Origin of the sequence: Microcystis sp. M144S2, from assembly GCF_020246065.1 — a bacterium.
Lineage (GTDB): Bacteria > Cyanobacteriota > Cyanobacteriia > Cyanobacteriales > Microcystaceae > Microcystis > Microcystis ichthyoblabe_A.
The window spans coordinates 1-19,804 of the sequence record NZ_JADBTR010000191.1; the positions used below are offsets into that span (position 1 = coordinate 1).

Annotated in this window: 16 protein-coding genes; 9 read left to right on the plus strand and 7 right to left on the minus strand. The window is 43.9% G+C overall.

The window, feature by feature from the left end; genetic code table 11:
- Nucleotides 1-291 precede the first annotated feature (291 nt).
- From IM462_RS20740 to IM462_RS20755, 4 genes are all read left to right on the plus strand, one after another.
- Complete coding sequence (locus IM462_RS20740) at nucleotides 292-426, plus strand: hypothetical protein (RefSeq protein WP_287701580.1); 135 nt, start codon at nucleotides 292-294, stop codon at nucleotides 424-426.
- 134 nt (nucleotides 427-560) lie between these two features.
- Nucleotides 561-2,303, plus strand: a complete 1,743-nt coding sequence (locus IM462_RS20745; protein ID WP_287701582.1) for an ABC transporter ATP-binding protein — start codon at nucleotides 561-563, stop codon at nucleotides 2,301-2,303.
- A gap of 76 nt (nucleotides 2,304-2,379) precedes the next feature.
- Nucleotides 2,380-4,041 (plus strand): purple acid phosphatase family protein, encoded by a 1,662-nt coding sequence (locus IM462_RS20750; RefSeq protein WP_287701584.1) that lies wholly within the window; start codon nucleotides 2,380-2,382, stop codon nucleotides 4,039-4,041.
- 47 nt (nucleotides 4,042-4,088) lie between these two features.
- A complete protein-coding gene (locus IM462_RS20755; RefSeq protein ID WP_287701586.1) occupies nucleotides 4,089-4,517 on the plus strand; it encodes a hypothetical protein in 429 nt (142 codons plus the stop codon).
- On the opposite strand, the gene IM462_RS21145 is transcribed toward IM462_RS20755, so the two are convergent.
- Nucleotides 4,514-4,615 carry a winged helix-turn-helix transcriptional regulator gene (locus IM462_RS21145; RefSeq protein ID WP_353737354.1) on the minus strand — a complete coding sequence of 34 codons (102 nt, stop codon included), beginning with the start codon at nucleotides 4,613-4,615 and terminating at the stop codon, nucleotides 4,514-4,516. The two genes, IM462_RS20755 and IM462_RS21145, sit on opposite strands and share 4 nt — an antisense overlap.
- 43 nt (nucleotides 4,616-4,658) lie before the next feature.
- Between IM462_RS21145 and IM462_RS20760 the strand changes: the two genes are divergently transcribed.
- Entirely contained in the window at nucleotides 4,659-5,351 is a 693-nt protein-coding gene (locus tag IM462_RS20760) for a pirin family protein (RefSeq protein WP_287701588.1), read from the plus strand.
- 60 nt (nucleotides 5,352-5,411) lie between these two features.
- Here IM462_RS20760 and IM462_RS20765 read toward each other — a convergent pair whose 3' ends face one another.
- Entirely contained in the window at nucleotides 5,412-5,654 is a 243-nt protein-coding gene (locus tag IM462_RS20765) for a hypothetical protein (protein ID WP_008206005.1), read from the minus strand.
- A gap of 257 nt (nucleotides 5,655-5,911) precedes the next feature.
- On the opposite strand from IM462_RS20765, the gene IM462_RS20770 reads away from it, so the two are divergent.
- Nucleotides 5,912-6,388 carry a hypothetical protein gene (locus IM462_RS20770; RefSeq protein WP_287701591.1) on the plus strand — a complete coding sequence of 159 codons (477 nt, stop codon included), beginning with the start codon at nucleotides 5,912-5,914 and terminating at the stop codon, nucleotides 6,386-6,388.
- Nucleotides 6,389-6,694: 306 nt separating this feature from the next.
- Here the strand turns inward: IM462_RS20770 and crtB are convergent, their stop codons facing one another.
- Nucleotides 6,695-7,627, minus strand: a complete 933-nt coding sequence (gene crtB / locus IM462_RS20775) for a 15-cis-phytoene synthase CrtB (RefSeq protein ID WP_287701593.1) — start codon at nucleotides 7,625-7,627, stop codon at nucleotides 6,695-6,697.
- Nucleotides 7,628-7,732: 105 nt separating this feature from the next.
- Nucleotides 7,733-9,163: a 15-cis-phytoene desaturase gene (pds, locus tag IM462_RS20780; RefSeq protein ID WP_287701594.1), complete on the minus strand. Its 1,431-nt coding sequence runs from the start codon at nucleotides 9,161-9,163 to the stop codon at nucleotides 7,733-7,735.
- A 306-nt stretch (nucleotides 9,164-9,469) separates the two neighbouring features.
- On the opposite strand from pds, the gene IM462_RS20785 reads away from it, so the two are divergent.
- Both IM462_RS20785 and IM462_RS20790 read left to right on the plus strand, forming a co-directional pair.
- Nucleotides 9,470-12,250, plus strand: coding sequence for a cation-translocating P-type ATPase (locus IM462_RS20785; RefSeq protein WP_287701596.1), 2,781 nt, complete (start codon nucleotides 9,470-9,472; stop codon nucleotides 12,248-12,250).
- 4 nt (nucleotides 12,251-12,254) lie between these two features.
- Nucleotides 12,255-14,054, plus strand: coding sequence for an SLC13 family permease (locus IM462_RS20790; protein ID WP_287701598.1), 1,800 nt, complete (start codon nucleotides 12,255-12,257; stop codon nucleotides 14,052-14,054).
- 55 nt (nucleotides 14,055-14,109) lie between these two features.
- Here IM462_RS20790 and IM462_RS20795 read toward each other — a convergent pair whose 3' ends face one another.
- The 3 genes from IM462_RS20795 to IM462_RS20805 all read right to left on the minus strand — a co-directional run bounded on the left by IM462_RS20795 (nucleotide 14,110) and on the right by IM462_RS20805 (nucleotide 16,539).
- On the minus strand, nucleotides 14,110-14,646 hold the full coding sequence (locus tag IM462_RS20795; protein ID WP_287701599.1) for a tetratricopeptide repeat protein: 537 nt from the start codon (nucleotides 14,644-14,646) through the stop codon (nucleotides 14,110-14,112).
- A gap of 181 nt (nucleotides 14,647-14,827) precedes the next feature.
- Nucleotides 14,828-15,610 carry a transporter substrate-binding domain-containing protein gene (locus IM462_RS20800; RefSeq protein WP_287701601.1) on the minus strand — a complete coding sequence of 261 codons (783 nt, stop codon included), beginning with the start codon at nucleotides 15,608-15,610 and terminating at the stop codon, nucleotides 14,828-14,830.
- The gene (locus IM462_RS20805) at nucleotides 15,607-16,539 is read right to left on the minus strand and encodes a GGDEF domain-containing response regulator (RefSeq protein WP_287701603.1); all 933 of its coding nucleotides are present in this window, start codon (nucleotides 16,537-16,539) and stop codon (nucleotides 15,607-15,609) included. The genes IM462_RS20800 and IM462_RS20805 overlap by 4 nt, the downstream gene beginning before the upstream one ends.
- Before the next feature lie 333 nt (nucleotides 16,540-16,872).
- On the opposite strand from IM462_RS20805, the gene IM462_RS20810 reads away from it, so the two are divergent.
- On the plus strand, nucleotides 16,873-19,800 hold the full coding sequence (locus tag IM462_RS20810) for a DEAD/DEAH box helicase (protein WP_287701604.1): 2,928 nt from the start codon (nucleotides 16,873-16,875) through the stop codon (nucleotides 19,798-19,800).
- Nucleotides 19,801-19,804: the final 4 nt, after the last annotated feature.

Sequence of the window (19,804 nt, forward strand, 5' to 3'; positions counted from 1 at the left end):
AAGTAGCTGGTTATAATTAAATTAAAAATGGATTTTAGGTTCGATCCCCCCTGCCCCCCTTGATAAGGGGGGTGCCGATCCCCCCTTAGTCCCCCCTTTAATCCCCCCTTAATAAGGGGGGCATCTGACAACTTTTAACGCTTACCTACTTAAATTGCTTGTTGAGATGAGGCACTCTTGCACTCTGGCAACAGTAAAGGGATTGAGGGAGATTCGGCTAATCTAAGAATAAGCGGTTTAAATACCTCTTAGCTGATTGAATTTTGGCAGCATCAAACAGAGGTAACTTAAATGTCGGACAAACAAAAACGACAGGTTCAGAAAAACGACGGCTATCAAGCTAAAATTGATAAACCCCCCGGTAAACCGCCCACGGGTGGTTCTAATGTTAAACCGCCACTAAATCAGGACGAGGAGAAAAAATAAAATCTTGGGTGGCTATTCCCCCTTTTACCTGTTCCCTGTTCTAACTGATAACTGATAACTGATAACTGATAACTGATAACTGATAACTGATAACTGATAACTGATAACTGATAACTGATAACTGATAACTGAATATGGCTTATTCTCGCATTAAAAAACTAGCAAATTATCTACGCCCCCATTGGCAAATAGTAACTTGGGGGGTAGTTGCTTTGCTTGTTGTTAATCTTTTGGGTGTTTATATACCGCTTTTAATCCGGGATAGCATCGATGATTTAAGTAAATCCTTTGACTTCCAAAAAATCATTTACTATGTGATTTTTATTATCGCTTTAGCCTCGATTATGTGGTTTATCCGCATGATATCCAGAGTGCTATTATTCGGGATCGGTCGTCAGGTAGAGTTCGATCTTAAACAAAAAATCTTTCAGCATTTATTAACCCTTGAACCTGCCTATTTTTCTCGGCAAACTTCAGGAGATTTAATCAACCGTGCCACTAGCGATGTGGATAATATCCGTCGTCTGGTGGGTTTTGCTTTGCTCAGTTTGGCTAATACTTTTTTTGCCTATGGGTTAACTTTGCCCGTGATGTTAGCGATTCATATTCCCCTTTCAGTCGCCGCCATTTCTGTCTATCCTTTGATGTTAATTGCTGTGCAGTTATTTAGTGGTCGTCTGCAGCGGCAACAGAAAAAAGTACAAGAAAAACTCTCGCATCTAAGCGATTTAATTCAAGAGGATATGAGTGGTATTACCCTGATTAAAATCTATGCCCAAGAAGGAAACGAGCGCCTAGCATTTAAACAAAGAAATGGCGAATTATTACAGGCTAATTTAGATTTAGTCCAGACTCGTAATTTTCTTTTTCCCCTGATTGAAGCTTTAGCCTATGTAAGTTTATTGGCCTTGCTTGCCCTGGGTACTAGACAAATTATAGCGGGTAATATCACCATTGGGGACTTTATTGCTCTGTTAATTTTGGCGGAAAGATTAGTTTTTCCCACTGCTTTATTAGGTTTTACTATTACTGCCTACCAACAGGGAGAAGTGAGTATTGATCGCCTGGAAACTATCCTATTAGCCGAGGCTAAAATTAAAGACAATGCCGATTGTATTCACCTAAAAAATATTCAAGGAAAAATTACCGCCAAAGCCTTGACTTTTTCCTATCCTGATGCTAGGGAACCCGCCTTAAAATCTCTTTCTTTTACCATTAATCCGGGGGAAATGGTAGCGGTAGTCGGTGCGATCAGGTCGGGAAAATCTACCCTTGCTAACGCTATTCCCCGTCTTTTGGATATTGCGGAAGGACAGTTATTTATTGATGATCAAGATGTCACTCAAATTGCTCTTGAAGATCTGCGAAAAGCGATCGCTTATGTTCCCCAAGAAAGTTTTTTATTTAGTACCACCATTGAAGATAATATCCGTTACGGCGATCCGCTGCTGAATTTTCCAGCAGTGAAATCGGCGGCCAAACAAGCGAGAATTGAGGAGGAAATCGAGAATTTCCCGCAAAAATACGGAACTTTAGTGGGAGAACGTGGGATTACTCTTTCCGGGGGTCAACGTCAACGGGTCTCTTTAGCGCGCGCTTTAGCCATCCAAGCACCGATTTTAATCCTTGATGATGCCCTATCTAGCGTCGATAATCAAACGGCCACGGCTATTTTAGAAAATCTCAGCCAAGAAAGCCAAAAAACCGTGATTTTTATCTCCCATCAATTATTGGCCGCTGCCACTGCTGATCGCATTTTTGTCATGGATCGCGGAGAAATTGTCCAGATGGGAACCCACGAAGAGTTAATCGCATTCCCCGGAGTCTATCAAAATCTCTGGCAACGGCAGCAGTTAGAGTCTAAGGTTTTAGATTAGCCGATAAAATAGGGAATCTGCTAGTTATTACCGGTGAAGTTGTGGACTATCTCAATTATTCCTTAAGACTGTTTAAATGCAGCACAGCAGTTATCTTTTAGCGACAATGAACAAGGATCAACTTTTAACCGAACCTTTTTTACAATTACCCACCGAAACATCAATACAAGTGATTTGGTTTACGGAATTTTTTGGCACTGGTCATCAGGTGCGCTACGGGGAAAAACTAGAGAAAATGGCCCCCGCTCGCACTAGCAAATTAACTAGAGTTAGAGAAGATGCTCAATCGAGAACCCTTGAAGCTTATCAATCTTTAAGCGATCGAGAAATCTGGCGACATCAGGCCGAAATTACTGATTTAAATCCAGGGGAAAGGATTCCCTATCAAGTCACCAGTTTTCAGGAAAATACAGCGATTAGAAGTGATATTTATACCCTTACCCCAAGACCCAAAAAAGGAACTAATCTCAAAATTCTGCTCACTTCCGATCATCAATTAATGCCTATGACTGCCGCTAATTTGCAAAAAGTTAGCGAAACTATTGGACAGGTAGATGCAGTTTTTTTAGCAGGAGATTTAGTTAATATACCCGATCGAGCTTCCGAATGGTTTGATGATAGTCGTGGTGGGGCATTCTTTCCCTGTTTACAAGGTCGTGCTAATTATACTCTTACCAAGAATGGTATTCAGACTATTTATAAAGGGGGAGAAATTATTCAAAATGCCCCCTTATTTCCTGCGATTGGTAATCATGAAGTTATGGGCAGATTTTCTAATTCCAGAGGTTTAAATGAACAGTTTGAAGATGCTATTCCTGAATTTATTGCTAAACAACTAGCAGAGGAAACAGCAGCAATTAATGAAACCTGGTTAAAAAATAATGCTTTTAACGTAGAAACCTACGAAGAAATTTTTTCTTTGCCTCAAAATAAATATTATTCTCTGACCTTTGGCGATGTTCGTTTAGTGGTTTTATATGTTACTAATATCTGGAGAAATCCCAATTTAGAACCCAGTGCAAGGGGAAGATATTACGAAAATCAAAGAGACTTAGATAGACGAGATCGCTGGGGTTACGGTCAGCATATTTTTGAGCCAATTGCTCAGGGTAGTCCTCAATATCAATGGTTAGAAAAAGAGTTAAATAGTCGAGAATTTCAAGAGGCTAAATATAAGGTAGTTATGTTTCATCATCCTCCCCATACCCTAGGAGGAAATATCGTGCCACCCTACACCGATCCCGTGCCGACAATTCAACGGGATGTCACGGGAAAAGTTAGATCAGTACGTTATGATTATCCTCAAGAAAATGATTATATTATTCGTGATCTAATTCCCTTATTAGAATCAGCCAAGGTTAATTTGGTTTTTTATGGTCATTCTCATTTATGGAATCGTTTTCTTAGTCCTAAGGGTATGAATTTTCTCGAATCTTCTAACGTTGGTAATAGTTATGGTGCTTATTTAGGTGATAAAAAACGTCCTGTACCTCTCGATAGAAATTATGCGGCGATCGGTAATCCCAATAGATTACCAGCAATTATCCCAAACATTGCTCCTCTAGTGGATTGGGTTAATCAACCTTTACCCTATATTGCCAGTAATGATGTAACGGTTTTTAGCATTTTAGATACAGAAAAAGGAACCGTGAGCAGTTATCGTTTTGATACTCGTTATCCTGACTCCGAGGTAATTAAATTTGATGAATTTGACCTTTTTAGCGTCAGTGAAGTATAATAAAATTAAAAGATGCTGGTTAAATAGATTCTCTTGGGGTTAATTCTATGACTACTGTTACCAGCAATGATATTCAAGAATTGAAAGACTTACTCTCGGCAATGCGACAGGAAAACCGCGAGCAAATGACTTCCCTGCGAGAAGAAACCCGCGAGCAAATAACTTCCCTGCGAGAAGAAACCCGTGAGCAAATTGATACGCTAAAGGAAGATAATCGCCAACAAATAGAAACCCTGAGAGAAGAAAATAACAAGCAATTTATTAACCTACACAAAGAAATCACGGAAGTCAAAATTATCACAGCTAAAATTGAAGGAACAATTCAATCCCAAGCAGTATTAACCCAAAAAATTCCCGATTTAATCGAGAAAGTTGGGAAATTAAAAAACTGGAAACAAATAGCTATTGTCGCTATCACTGCTTTTACCAGCACCACAATTACTTGGTTTATTCGAGGAGGAAATTTAAAACCTTAAAGTCCAGTATTTTTCTCAATTCCTAATTGGTGCATTGGCAGAATAATCGGTTTTAGGGTTTCTCCGAAAGCGGTTAAAGAATAGGCAACTTTGGCAATATTTTATAGACTGGGAATATAGAGATAAAAAAGAGGAAAACTGATGATTACTATACGCAAAGCGGAGGAAAGAGGCCACGCTAACTATGGTTGGTTAGATACCTATCATACTTTTTCTTTTGCCCAATATTATGATCCCCAACAGATTAATTTTAGGAGTCTCAGAGTTATTAACGAAGATAAAGTGATTGGGGGAAAAGGATTTCACACCCACGGACACCACGATATGGAGATTTTAACCTATGTTTTAGAGGGAGAACTAGAACACCAAGACAGTCTCGGCACAGGTTCCCTGATTCGACACGGTGAAATTCAACGGATGAGCGCGGGAACAGGGATAAAACACAGTGAATTTAATCATTCTGCCACTAATCCCCTCTATCTTCTGCAAATTTGGATTATTCCCGACCAAAAAAACCTAGAACCCAGTTATGAACAAAAAGCGATCGAATTTTCTCCCCATACCCTACAATTAATCGCCTCTCCCACCGGTGCTGGCAACGCGGTTAAAGTCCATCAAGACGTTAATCTCTACGCGGGAATTTTGCCCCTAGACCAGTCCCTCACCCATTCCTTAGCTCCCCGTCGTTATGGCTGGTTACAGGTGGCTAGAGGGCAAATAACCGTGAATGGCGTGCATTTACAAGTGGGGGATGGAGCGGCAATTAGCGAGGAAACCTCTTTGGCTATTCAATCTCTAGAAGACTCGGAAATTTTGCTTTTTGACCTAGGGTAGTGGGGTTAAGTATTAGGAACCCTAGGGGCCAAGTTTTGCCGCCAATTCCCCGTCCGACTTTTAGCCATCAATACTGTCCACCACGCTCAGAAAATCGTTGTGGATTAGCTCGGCGATAAAATTCTCCGGGTCGGTGATAGGAACGGTAACGCCTTGGCTGGCCACCATCTTCTTGGCCATCCGAGTCATGAAGTCCTGTCTTGTTTCCGTCATTGTACCCTGACATTGTTGTAATTTTTCCACCAATTCCAGTGGGGAATCGGCCACCAGTTTATCCCCCTCGCGGGTGACATAAATTGTCATCTTTCCTACCTCCTAAATGATCGGGAACGAGAATTCAGCACCACTAAACCACTTCTTTTCTCGCTATCATTATTGCCAGTTAGTTAGTCCCAGCCTCGTCCGTCTTTCCCTATTTCCATTATTTTTTCGGGCTTGTCGCCTGGTAATTATTATTATCGCCAAAATCAAGGGATAAATTTGTCAATCTTTGTAACGAAAAATCCAGAGAACCTGTTTTCACGGTATCGCCCCGAACCCTTGCGGGGAAATTTGTTACAATGAATACAAGGGAACTCCCCGCGCTGGCTTCCATCCCTAGTAAAAAATTGACGGGGTGGGGAGCGGAAGTGAATAGTCCCGATGGGGGAGGCACTTGTCAGAGTTTCCCGCTTCCTTTAGTTTTAGGGGGAAAAGCCATGAAATCTGGAACATTATTATCGCCCGATCGACCGCTGCCAGAATTTCTCCGGTCAGCTATCCGAGAACGTTTTCCGGGGAAAGCGATCGATGATCTCAGCATCCGCTACTATGAAAGCGTCGAGGATGTGGGATGGGAGTATTTTAACGAGAGGGTGTTGCCGGCCTGTAGCGATGAGCCTGTCGTCCGCTATCTCGGCCCGTTTATCTCCTACGTCCGTCTAGGAGAAGCGTTAGTTTTGGATCGGCAAGATGGTCTTGTGGTTTACGAAACCGATCGAGATGTTCCCTGCACGGAAACTGGACCCTTCTGGTTGGTGACTCCTAAATCGCGCTGAAAAACCAAACCCAAGTTAAGCAGCTGAATTGGGAAAACTTAATAGTTAGGGTTGGCTGAATAAATCTAAAAACCTTGTTGGGTAAGACTTTTAGACTTTTGGGAAATCGAAAAGTACCGGATATGGGAGTGATCGGGGGGAGAATTCAGGGACTTTTTCCCTGAAAATTGGGTAATTGACCCCCTCAAAATCGGTAAAACCCTACACCCCACACCCCACACCCTGCCCCCACGAAAAACTTTTTGCCGCAAACCCTAGGTAAGACTCGACGGGTGGAGTCGGCAAGGGACAAAACCCGTCGCATTTTTATAACGCCTGCGATCGCAACCAAGCCACGGGTAGATAGAGCATTTTCTTGGCTAAAGGCACGAAGGCACGACGGGCGAAGACATCATAATTATTTGCTTCAATTACGTCTAAAATGCCTTGATAAAGCAGTAAAGCCGCCCAAACCGGCCAACGGGAATCGGGATTAAGGGCGCGAATCCCCCTTTCGGCGGAATCGTAGTAATAACGGGCCCGCTCAATTTGGAAGCGCATTAACCCCTTCCAACGGTCATCATTAACCCCTTTGAGTAAATCGTCTTCGCTGTAGTTAAAACGCTCTAAATCCTCTAAAGGTAGATAAATCCGGCCACGATGGACATCTTCCCCCACATCCCGCAAAATATTGGTTAATTGATTGGCAATACCGAGATCGATCGCTTCTTCTTGGGGAATATAGACGCTTTGATGGCGCCGCCAAGGAGCCGAGCGATCGCCATCTTCCAATCCTAACACCGCGCTGGACATTAACCCCACCGTCCCTGCCACCCGATAGCAGTACAGTTTTAGTTCATCAAAGGTTTGATAACGACTGCGATAGAGGTCCATCTGTTGCCCGGCGATCATATCCCGAAAGGGTTGGATATCCATGGGGAACTTTTCTAGAGTATCCACGAGAGCGACATCGGCATCCTCGAGGGCAACCCCAGAAAAGACGGTTTCTAGCTGTTTTTCCCATAAATCGAGGGTTTCAGGTGTAGTTAACCGGGCTTGGGGGCCATCGACCAGTTCATCGGTACGACGACACCAGACATAAATTGCCCAGATCGCTTGACGTTTTGCTTTCGGCATCAGGAGAGTACCGAGATAAAACGTTTTGGAATACTTCTCTGTAATCCGGCGACAGAGTTCGTAGGACTCCGCAAGGGAGACGAGGGGTTTGGTGGGGTGGGTCGGTTTTGGCAATTGGAGCATTCTGCTGGGGCGGAATGATTGACTTAGATTAACGGCGAACTGTGGCTAATGATATAGCATTGTCTCACTCAAGGCCATTTTCGTCATTAGTCCCTAGCCAGAGAATTAACGAGCGCTGGACACTGGTGTGGATTGGGTTTTATTCGGGTTTAGGGGTGCTGCGGGGTGATCTTTGCTGATCACTGCTGCCGCTAATTTCCCCGATAAAACCGCTCCTTCCATGCTTCCTAAATATTTTTGCATGGTATAGTCACCGGCGAGATAAAAATTCTCGATCGGAGTTTTCTGAGAAGGTCGATAAGCTTGTCGGCCGGGGGTGGCTTTATAAACCGATCGGGGAGTTTTCACCAGATGATATTTTAACAATTGACTGGGATTATCGCCCGTAAAATGTTGAGGAAAGAGTTTTTCTAATTCTTTCATCGTGGCGGCGATAATTTCTTCATCGGATTTAGTAATCCAATCGTGAGCGGGAGCGAGAACTAATTCTAACATCGAGCGATCGGGGTTAGCGTATTCTTTACAGGTGTTGCTCATGTCAGCATAAACACTGAGTAAGGGCGAACGGGAGAATAATAAATGATCGATGTCGGTTAGTTTGCGATCAAACCAAAGGTGTAAATTAATGACGGGAACTCCTTCTAATCCTTCTAATTTTTGAAAGAATTTATCTTCTTGCCAACGCTTAGGCATCAAAACTTTTAAAGGATCTACAGGCATCGCCGAAACATAAATATCGGCTTCAAAAAGATAATCTTCCCCACCGTCTAAACCGCGCATTAAGAAGGCTTTAACCGTGCCATCTTCATTTAACAGAATTTCTTTTAAAGGGGCATTCAAGCGCACTTCGCCACCTCTAGCGGTGATGTAATCGACTAAAGGTTGGCAGAGTCTTTCCGGGGGTGAACCGTCGAGAAAAGCCATTTTTGAGCCGTTTTTCTCCTGTAAAAAGCGGTTGAGGGCTGTTAGTAGAATTGTGGCGGAAATCTCGTTAGGATCGATAAAGTTTAGGGCTTTCGACATAGCGATAAACACTTCTTTTTCTACCCTAGGGGGGATGTTTTGTTTCTCTAACCATTCTGACCAAGAATATTTATCCATCTCCTCGACGTAACTTTGTCCTTTAACAATGGCAGGGAGTAAACCGAGTCCAAATTTAATTTTTTCCTCCCAAGTTAACATATCATTATTGCGAAGAATGGCAACAATACCGTTAATTGGGGCGGGAATATCAGGGAAGTCAAACCGCGAATAGGTCCCCGGTTTTTCCGGCTGATTGAAGATCATCGAGTGTTCTTTCCACTGTAAACGATCTTCTATACCTAATTCCTTGAATAATTGCAGCATATTGGGATAAGCGCCAAAGAAGATGTGTAAACCGGTTTCGTACCAGTCCCCATCGGCATCTTTCCAAGCGGCAATTTTTCCCCCTAATACATCGCGACGTTCCAGTACGATGGGCGTATGTCCCGCATCGACAAGGTATTTCGCACAAGATAATCCGGCTAGTCCCGCACCAGCGATCGCAACTCGCATCGTTTCTTATCTACTCTCTAATGTTTTGTCTCTATCACATTCGCTATTATACTTCACATTTCGTTACATTTTTTTTCAGATTGTCGAGAAGGCAGGGTGCAGGAGGCAAAAGGCAGGAGATTATTTTTATTTATTCTCCCCCCGCAACGCGCACGAAGTGGTCTCCCCACTTCCTTGATGACTGCTTACTGCTCACTGATAACTGCTTACTGGTCACTGATAACTGATAACTGATATTGTGATATGTAATTAGCTTAATTCGCTTACCTTTTTAGTTCACGCGTACACCCTCTTCAATCGATCGCTATGACTTTTCCCACTACGTCACCTCAAGTCTCGGAAATAGAGAATAATCGTGCTTGGCATAATTTAACTGGGGAACAAACCCTCGAAATCCTGAGAACCAATGGGGAAACTGGCTTAATAGAGGCCGAAATTGTTAAAAGAAAAGATATTTTCGGGTTAAATGAACTAAAAGAAACGGGGGGACGTAGCCCGTTAATGATTTTATGGGAACAGTTTACTAACATTATGTTAGTGATGCTGATTGCCGTGGCGGTGGTTTCGGCAGTTTTGGATCTGAAAAAAGGGGAATTTCCCAAAGATGCGATCGCTATTTTTACAATTGTTATTTTAAACGGTATTTTAGGATATTTACAGGAAAGTCGGGCAGAAAAGGCATTAGCAGCCCTTAAGCAGTTATCCTCGCCGAAAGTCCGGGTTATCCGTAATGGTAGCACCTTTGAAGTGGCGGCCAAGGAACTTGTCCCCGGGGATATCATGTTACTGGAAGCGGGGGTACAAATTGCAGCCGATGGCAGATTATTAGAAGCACAAAACCTGCAAATCCGGGAAGCTGCCCTCACGGGGGAAGCGGAATCGGTGAATAAACAAGCACAAAAGGTTTTACCGGAAGATGCCTCTTTAGGCGATCGCATTAACCTCGTCTATCAGGGTACAGAGGTAGTACAGGGGCGGGGGAAAGTGGCGATTACCAAGACGGGAATGGACACGGAAATCGGTAAAATCGCCGCTTTGTTGCAAGGAGTAGAAAGTGAACCAACTCCCCTACAGCAGCGAATGTCGCAGTTAGGTAACGTTTTAGTGAGTAGTTCCCTAGCTTTAGTGGCTGTAGTCGTGCTTGGGGGCGTAATTCGCTTTGGTTGGCAGTTTTTTGAATCATTCCTCGAAACTTCCCTCAGTATGGCTGTGGCCGTTGTTCCCGAAGGTTTACCGGCAGTGGTAACGGTGACTTTGGCAATTGGAACCCAAAGAATGGTGAGAAGACAAGCTTTAATTCGTAAATTGCCGGCAGTGGAAACTTTAGGCTCGGTAACGACGATTTGCTCCGATAAAACCGGAACTTTAACTCAAAATAAAATGGTGGTGCAGAAAGTCAATACTTCCGGGCAGACAATTACTGTCACGGGGGAAGGTTACGCGCCTATCGGTGAGTTTAATGGTGCTAGTGAAAGTGATCCCGAACTACAGGCAATTTTAAAGGCTTGTGTGCTGTGTAATGATGCACTTTTGCAAAATAAAGCGCAAGAATGGTCAATTTTAGGCGATCCCACCGAAGGAGCTTTACTGACTTTGGCGGGTAAAGGAGGACTATATCGGGAAGCATTGGAACCAAAAAGCCCTCGTTTAGGCGAATTTCCCTTTTCTTCCGAACGAAAGAGAATGTCAGTAATCTGTGAGAATGCCCAGTTAGGTTTGGGGGATTCTGCCTATTTAATGTTTACCAAAGGCTCACCAGAATTAATTCTCGAACGCTGTTCTCTGATCCAAGTTGGGGCGGAAAGTCAACCCTTAACAGAAGCACAAAGAAGCCGTATTTTGGCACAAAATGACGAAATGGCGGGTAATGGCCTACGAGTCTTAGGTTTTTCCTATAAACCGATGACAGAAGTGCCAGAAGCGGAAAGAGAAGATAGTGAGGAACAATCCCTGGTTTGGTTGGGATTGGTGGGAATGCTCGATGCACCCCGCAAAGAAGTTAAAGAAGCGGTTGCCCTCTGTCGTCAAGCGGGAATTCGTCCGATTATGATTACCGGGGATCACCAATTAACGGCCAAGGCGATCGCCATTGAATTAGGCATTGCTGCCCCCGGGGAGCGAGTAATCACGGGTAAAGAATTAGAAAAAATGTCTCAGAATGACCTAGAGGCAGAGGTAGATGGTGTGAGCGTCTATGCTCGCGTTTCTCCCGAACATAAGCTGAGAATCGTCCAAGCTTTGCAAAAACGGGGCAAATTTGTCGCCATGACGGGGGATGGAGTCAATGATGCTCCGGCACTAAAACAAGCGGATATCGGCATCGCCATGGGCATTACGGGAACCGATGTCAGCAAAGAAGCCAGTGATATGATTTTGCTGGATGATAATTTTGCCACCATCGTCGCCGCCACCGAAGAAGGGCGCGTGGTTTACAGCAACATTCGGCGCTTTATTAAATACATTCTCGGCAGTAATATTGGCGAGGTTTTAACGATTGCAGCGGCTCCGCTGCTCGGTTTAGGCGGTGTCCCCCTTTCTCCCTTGCAAATCCTCTGGATGAACCTTGTCACCGACGGTTTACCGGCTCTGGCTTTGGCAATGGAACCCGCCGAACCTAATGTGATGAAACGTCCACCTTTTAGCCCCCGGGAAAGCATTTTTGCTCGCGGTTTGGGTTGGTATATGATTCGCATCGGTGTGGTGTTTGCGATTCTGACCATTATTATGATGTACTGGGCTTACCAATATACTCAGGCAACCCCCGAAATCGGAGATCCCGGACGCTGGAAAACCATGGTATTTACTACCCTCTGTTTAGCACAAATGGGTCATGCTTTAGCGGTGCGTTCCCATACCCAGTTAGCTGTGCAAATGAATCCCTTCTCTAATCCTTACATTATTGCCGCCGTGGGCTTGACAACGATCCTACAATTGTTGTTAATTTATGCTCCTCCTCTACAAAGCTTCTTCGGCACTCAATGGATTAGTGGCACGGAATTATTAATCTGTTTTGGATTTAGTGCCTTAATGTTTGTTTGGATCGAGTTGGAGAAGTTATTTATTCGCTGGTTCATGACGAAAAAATAAATCAATGCCAACACCAATTATTCTGACTTTAACGGTTTTAGTCGTTGCTTTAGTCGCTTTCGTGGCGGAATGGCTACCGGTAGATTTAACCGCTTTATGCGTGGCGATTGTCCTGATTCTTTTGGGTTTAGTTACTCCCGAAGAAGGTATCGCCGGGTTTAGTAATTCTGCCACGGTGACAGTGATGGCGATGTTTGTGCTTAGTGCCGGAATTACCCGCACGGGAGTGATTCAAGTAATTCGCGATCGCTTGCTGGTTTGGGGGGGCAAAAGTCCCCACCAACAGGTATTTGTCCTAGGGGCATTAGTGGGGCCAATTAGTGCTTTTATTAATAACACGGCAGTGGTGGCGATCTTTTTACCTATCGTTGAAGATTGGTGTAAAAAACAAAAAATTTCCCCTTCTAAGTTATTAATTCCCCTTTCCTACGCGACGGTTTTAGCGGGGATGATTACGGTGGTAGGAACTTCTACAAACATTCTCGCTAGTGGTATTTCTGCCAAGCTGGGTTATGGGGAATTTAGCTTATTTCAATTCACTGCTTTAGGAGTAGTAACTTTTTTAGCAGGTTTGATTTATTTAACAATTTTTGCCCCCAAATTATTACCTGATCGCAAATCTTCCACGGGGGAATTTTTAGACGATGATTACGGTTCTAAAGTATATCTGAGTGAGGTAATTATTAGCCCTCGTTCTAATCTTATCGGTCAAACTTTATCTCAAAGTGGACTACAAAGAAAGTTTAATTTTGATGTGTTGGAATTAATCAGAAATAAGGTACATTTATCCCAACCTTTAGCCGATAAAGTTCTCAATGCTGGCGATATTTTAATCGTTCATAGTAGTCGGGAAGAACTATTAAAAATTAAAGATGAACGAGGCTTAGAAATCTTTGCCGATGTCAAATTTCAGAAAGGAGATATTGAATCGACAATTACTACAGGTGAGGAAAAATTAGCCGAGGTTTTGATTCTATCTAATTCCCGTTTAATTGGGACAACTTTAAAAGATTTGAAATTCCGTCAGCGTTATAACGCAACGGTTTTAGCGATTCGGCGTGGTTCAGAATTACTACAAGGAAGATTGGGGAAAATTCCTTTAAAGTTTGGCGATTTGCTCTTGGTTCAGGGACCAAAACAGAGTTTTATTGGTTTACAAACCACGCGAGAATTATTAGTCTTAGAAGAAAAAGATATCGAATCTCTGCGAAAGGATAAGGGGATTATTGCAATAATAATTACTTTGTTGGTGATTATTATTGCTGCTTTTGATATTCAACCAATTCTCGTCACCAGTTTAGTCGGGGTGGTTTTAATGGTAATTACTGGCTGTCTAAAACCGGGTGAAGTCTATGGTTCCATTCGTTGGGATATTATCTTTTTATTAGCGGGTTTAATTCCCCTGGGTACTGCCATGGATAACTCAGGAACGACTAAATGGTTAGCAGATAATTTAGTGGCTATCGGCGGCCATCTTTCGGGGTTTTGGATATTAGTTTTCTTCTATCTAATTACCTCAGTTTTAACTGAAATCCTCTCTAATAACGCCGCCGTGGTGTTAATGATTCCCGTCGCCGTGGAAGTGGCGAAAACTTTGGGTTTAAATCCTTTGGCTTTTATGTATGCTGTCACCTTTGCTGCTTCTAATAGTTATCTAACACCGATTGGCTATCAAACTAACACCATGGTTTATGCACCAGGCGGCTATAAATTCCTCGATTTTACCCGTTTGGGTGCGCCCCTAAATTTAATTTTGACGATTTTAACCCCAGTTTTAATCGTGGTGTTTTATGGCTTGAAATAAAGAAAGAGATCGAAGAATCTTCGATCTCTAAAAAGAATTTGATCAGTAGTCAAAACTATTTCGATTCGGCGAAGCGTTTACGCAGGGATTCGGCTCGCTTTTTCGCTACGGTATTATTAGGATCAAATTTGAGAGTTTCTTCGTAGGTTTCGAGAGCTTTTTTAGCCATTTGTTTCTTTTCGTAAACATTGCCAAGATTATTGAGAGCGATCGAGTATTCAGGATAAAGTTTAATTGCTTCTTTATAGTTACGAATCGCTAATTCTAATTGTTCTTGGGCAAAATAGGAAAAACCGAGCGCATTGTAGATTAGAGCTTGATTTTCTGGTTCGATGCTTTCTTCCTCAGAGATTTTTAAAGCCTTTTGTAGTAAACTCAATGCTTGAACATAGAGTTTTTTATCCAGATACAGACTCCCTAATTCATAGTAATCTTTAGCCGTACCTTTTTCTTTTTGCAATTTTTTTTGTAGCTTGTTAAAGGTTCCTTCCACTCGACGGGTTTTAACGATTTGCACGATGACAAAAATTCCTAAACCAATCACGAAAATTAGCAATCCAGAAACGTAAATAAGCGGCAGGGTATCTTCCATAATTAGCGATCGAGCAATTAATATTTTTATACTTATTCCCTCAGATTATAGCAGGATTTAGTCAGTTATCAGTGATCAGTTATCAGTGATCAGATTTGAGTTTTCAGTTCACTGTTCACCGTTCACTGCTCACAGCAAAAAACTCCCATCTCCCCACACCCCACACCCCACACCCCTCTCCCTATCTCTCCATTTCCCGAATTCTCAGGGGGAGGCCCCAATAGTTCACCCGTTCTGCTAACCAGCCGGTGGATTCTAGCCGCTCGATCGCTTGATTGACGCGTTCTCGGAGACTTTGGTACTGTAAACCTTTAGGGAGAACGACTCCTAGAGCGATCGCCCCCAACTGGATCGGTAATTGACGATAATTGGGGAATTGCCGCACCCAACCGGTTAAAAGGCTATTATCGGCCGCAAAAGCGTCTATTTCCCCCGTTTCCAGTAAATTAAAAGCTTCTTGATAGGAAGCAACCCCGCGCAGGGTAGCGTTAGGCAAATTGGAACGCACAAGGGCGATTGTCGTCGAGCCGTTGAGTACGGCGATTCTAGAGTTAGCTAAGTCTTCTAAACGCTGCAATTGCGGGTTTTTCGTCACAAAACCGCTGCTATCGAGGTAATAAAAGGGGCTAAAATCCACTAAGCGCTGACGTGCGGCAGTAATCGCCACACGAGCGATCGCTAAATCCACCCGATCATCAATAACCACCTGTAAACGTTCTTGATTACTAACGGGTTGGAGAATAATAGCACTGTCAGAACCGAGAATTTCTGCCGCTAGACGTTTAGCGATGTCGATTTCCAATCCTTGCAGATTGCCCTGGGAATCAAGGAAAGCGAGGGGAGGGAGATTATTTTTGACAGCGACAATTAATTTTCCCCGGCGTATAATCGTATCGAGATCGGCACTCAAACTTGGGGCTACACCTAAGAGCAGAAAACCAAGAATAAATAATAAATTTTTCATACTGTTTTACCTGGACTAACTCGATTTCTACCTTGATTTTTAGCGGCGAACATGGCACGATCAGCCCGCTCGATTACCGCTTCTAGATTATTATCTTCAGGGCTAAATGTTGCCACACCAATACTAGCAGTAACTCGCACTTTTTGTCGATCAATTTCAATATTTAACTTGTTAATTACTTGACAAATGCGCTGGGCTGTGGTAGCGGCATATTCAAGATTAGTTTCTGGGAGAATAGCGACAAATTCCTCGCCCCCAAAGCGCCCAAAACTATCCACTTGACGCAGACAGTTTTTAATTGCCCCAGCCACAGTAATTAAAGTTTTGTCTCCTAGGAGATGACCAAAGGTATCGTTAATATGTTTAAAATAGTCTATATCGATGACTAAAACCGAAAAATAACGATGATAACGATGACATCGTTGAAATTCTTTCTCGCCCAAGGCGAGAATCTCTCGACGATTATTGACCCCAGTTAGGCTATCAGTTCTGACTAGCTTTTCTAGTTGAGAGTTGATATTTTTAAGTTCTTCTTGAGTTTTTTTCATTTCTAAATGAATTTTAACTCTGGCTAACAGTTCCCAACTATGAAAGGGTTTATTTATATAGTCCACAGCCCCAGAATTAAAAGCATTGATAATATCTTCTTTTTTGTTACTATCTGTTACAAAAATAATCGGGATATGAGCGTATAAATTATCGCTTTTTAGTCTTCGGCAAAGTTCTAGCCCCCGCTTTTTTGGCATCATTAAGTCAAGAAGAATTAGGTCAGGATTAGCAGTTTTTACTCGTTCTATTGCCTGTTTAACACTACTAGCAAAAATGGTGGCATAACCAGCAGAATTAAGAATCTCCAGAGCCAATTGGAGATTTTGACTGACATCATCAACCAATAAAACTAGACAGTCTTCAGGACGAAATTTAATCATGATCAGTAGATATAATTAATCAAGCTAAGGACAAAATAGAGATACAATTAAGTAGCTGGTTATAATTAAATTAAAAATGGATTTTAGGTTCGATCCCCCCTGCCCCCCTTGATAAGGGGGGTGCCGATAGGCGGGGGGATCTGACAACTTTTAACGCCTACCTACTTATTAGTGATACAGCATTTCTTATACAGATGAAGTATGATGGGATTGGGCATCGCCCCCAAAGGTTAAGCTTATCCCTAGTTTCTAGAAGTCCGCTTTTTTCGACTAGAATAAAAAAAGCCAGCCAGAATAGCCACAATTAAGAAAATTTCTCCTCTTAGACTTGACGTGAAAGAGTCCCTCAACCCTACTTCTTTGGATATCAAAACCATTTTTCCCTTTAAACTCGACGACTTCCAGCAATCGGCAATCGCGGCCCTCGCTGCCGGTAAATCAGTGGTTGTCTGCGCTCCCACGGGTTCCGGCAAAACCTTAATCGGAGAATACGCTATCTATCGCGCCCTCGAAAGGGGCAAACGGGTTTTCTACACCACTCCCCTGAAAGCTCTTTCTAACCAAAAATTCCGGGATTTTCAAGAAAAATTCGGTCGTACCCCCACCGATGGCGATGAGGATTCCCCGCTGCTGTTTGCCGAAGTGGGATTGATTACCGGCGATGTGGTGATCAACCCTTCAGCATTAATTGTAGTCATGACTACAGAAATTTTTCGCAATATGCTGTACCAAACTCCGATTGGTGAGGTAGGCACTTCCCTAGAAAACGTGGAAACCCTAGTTCTCGATGAATGTCACTATATCAGCGATCGAGGTCGCGGCACCGTTTGGGAAGAATCAATTATCTACTGTCCCCCTAGTATCCAATTAGTGGCCCTCTCCGCCACCATCGGCAACCCGGGGGAACTCACCGACTGGATTAACTGGGTGCGGCAACTGCCCCAATCCGGCGACAATAAACAGACCTCCAGCTGCGAGCTAATTAACTCCGATTTTCGCCCCGTCCCCCTGCGCTTTTATTTCGCCAATAAAGAGGGATTATTCCCGCTGCTCGACCCAAAACAGAGCAAAGTTAACCCGAAACTACGCTCAAAAGTCGGCCACGGCAAACCCCGACGCTTAAAACGAGAAGATTGTCCCACCATCGCCTCGATTGTCACCACTCTGCGGGACAAGGATATGCTCCCGGCCATTTACGTCATTTTCAGTCGGAAAGGTTGCGATCAGGCGATTCGAGAGCTAAAAAACCTCAATCTCGTTAATCCAGAAGAAGCTAGAGCCATTTACTACCGGTTACTCATTTTCTTTCTGGAAGATAATCCCAATCTGCAAGAACTCGCCCTTTCCTTCTTTGCCGTCGAAAATCCGCCCCTACACCAAAAATTACTGGCTTTTTTCGCTAATAACCCCCAGTCTGACGAGCAACTCCTCAGCCTCTTAACCGCCGACCCCGAGACGAAAAACCAACTGTTTGAATTCCTGGCTAGTGCTTCCCAATTGGTGCGGGCCGACCAAGTGGAACCCCTCACCCGGGGCTGTGGTGTTCACCATGCCGGGATTTTACCCCTCTGGAAAGAATTAGTCGAACAACTCTTTGAAGCTGGTTTAATTAAGGTGGTTTTTGCCACCGCTACCCTCTCGGCCGGGATTAATATGCCCGCCCGCACCACCGTTATCTCGGCCCTCTCCAAGCGCACCGATGATGGCCATAGTATGCTGACTCCCTCGGAATTTGTCCAGATTGCCGGCCGGGCCGGTCGCCGGGGAATGGACGCGGTGGGCCATGTGGTGACAGTACAAACGCCCTTTGAAGGGGCAAAAGAAGCGGCTTTTCTGGCCACCGCCCAACCAGAACCCCTGCAAAGCTGTTTTGCGCCCAGTTACGGCATGGTCTTAAATCTCCTGCAAAAACACAGTCTAGAGGAGGTAAAAGACCTCTTAGAGCGCAGTTTCGCGGAATATCTCGCTCGTTTGAAGTTAAGCCCCGAACGACAACAGATTACCGCCTTAACCACCGAATTAGCCAAGTTGGATATGGAGTTAGCCGGTATCGAACGGGAGCAGGTCTATAGTTACGAAAAGCTACGGGAAAGACTGCGGGAAGAAGAAAGACTGTATAAAATCCTCGCTAGTCAGTCAGAGGCACAGAAAAGACAGGAAATACATCTAAAATTGCCGAATATTCCCGTCGGAACTATCCTCCATCTCAAGGGCAAACATATTAAGGTCCCCGCCCCCGTCCCCGCTATCTTTGTCAATACCCTGCACGGAGCCGGTCAGGTGCGAACCCTTGTTTGTTTAGGCAGTGATAATCGCTGGTATTTAGCCGCCTATGCCGATATTAGCGAGATCGATCGAGGTTTTCTCCCTCCTGCGGCATTAGGCGAACTGATACCCCCTTCCCTAGAAGCTGTTTCCCTAGGGGGTTGGCGCAAGGGTGAGGAAAATACTCAGGCGATCGCCAATTTAATCCCCCAACAAGTGCAGGGCATCCCACCAGTGGCGGAACTGGCAACACAATCACAAAAAATTGAAATTGTCAATAGTCAAATTGCCGCTCATCCCCTGCAAAAACGCAAAAATCCGGGGCGATTGATGAAATTATACTACGATCGAGAGATTGCTCGCGATAAGTTGCACAAGACCCAGATTAAATACCAAAAACAACAATCGCGTAAATCCTACTACTGGGAAGAATTTCTGAATCTAATCGAGATTTTGCGGGAATTCCAAGCATTAGAAGGTTATTTGCCCACTCCCCTCGGAGAAGCGGCGGCCACTATTCGCGGGGAAAATGAACTCTGGTTAGGATTAGCGATGATGTCCGGAGATTTGGACCGATTGACTCCTAGCCAACTAGCCGCCGCCATCAGCGCTATGATTACGGAACCCCCTCGCCCCGATACTTGGTGCAATTACCCGCCTGTGCCAGAAGTTATCGATATTTTGCGACAAGGAGAGGAAAATTCCCCCGGTCTGCGAGAAGTTCGCCGTTTGCTCTATCAAGCTCAATCTCGCTACGATATCACTATTCCTGTCTGGTTAGAAACCCAACTGATGGGGATTGCCTCCCGTTGGGCCCAAGGGACATCTTGGCCAGAATTGTGCGAAAATACCAGTCTCGATGAGGGAGATCTAGTGCGATTATTACGGCGCACCGTCGATGTTCTCTGGCAAATTCCCCAAATTCCCCGGGTTTCCCAAGTCCTTAAAGATAATGCCCGTCTCGCCGTCACAGCCATGAAGCGCTTTCCTTTATAATATT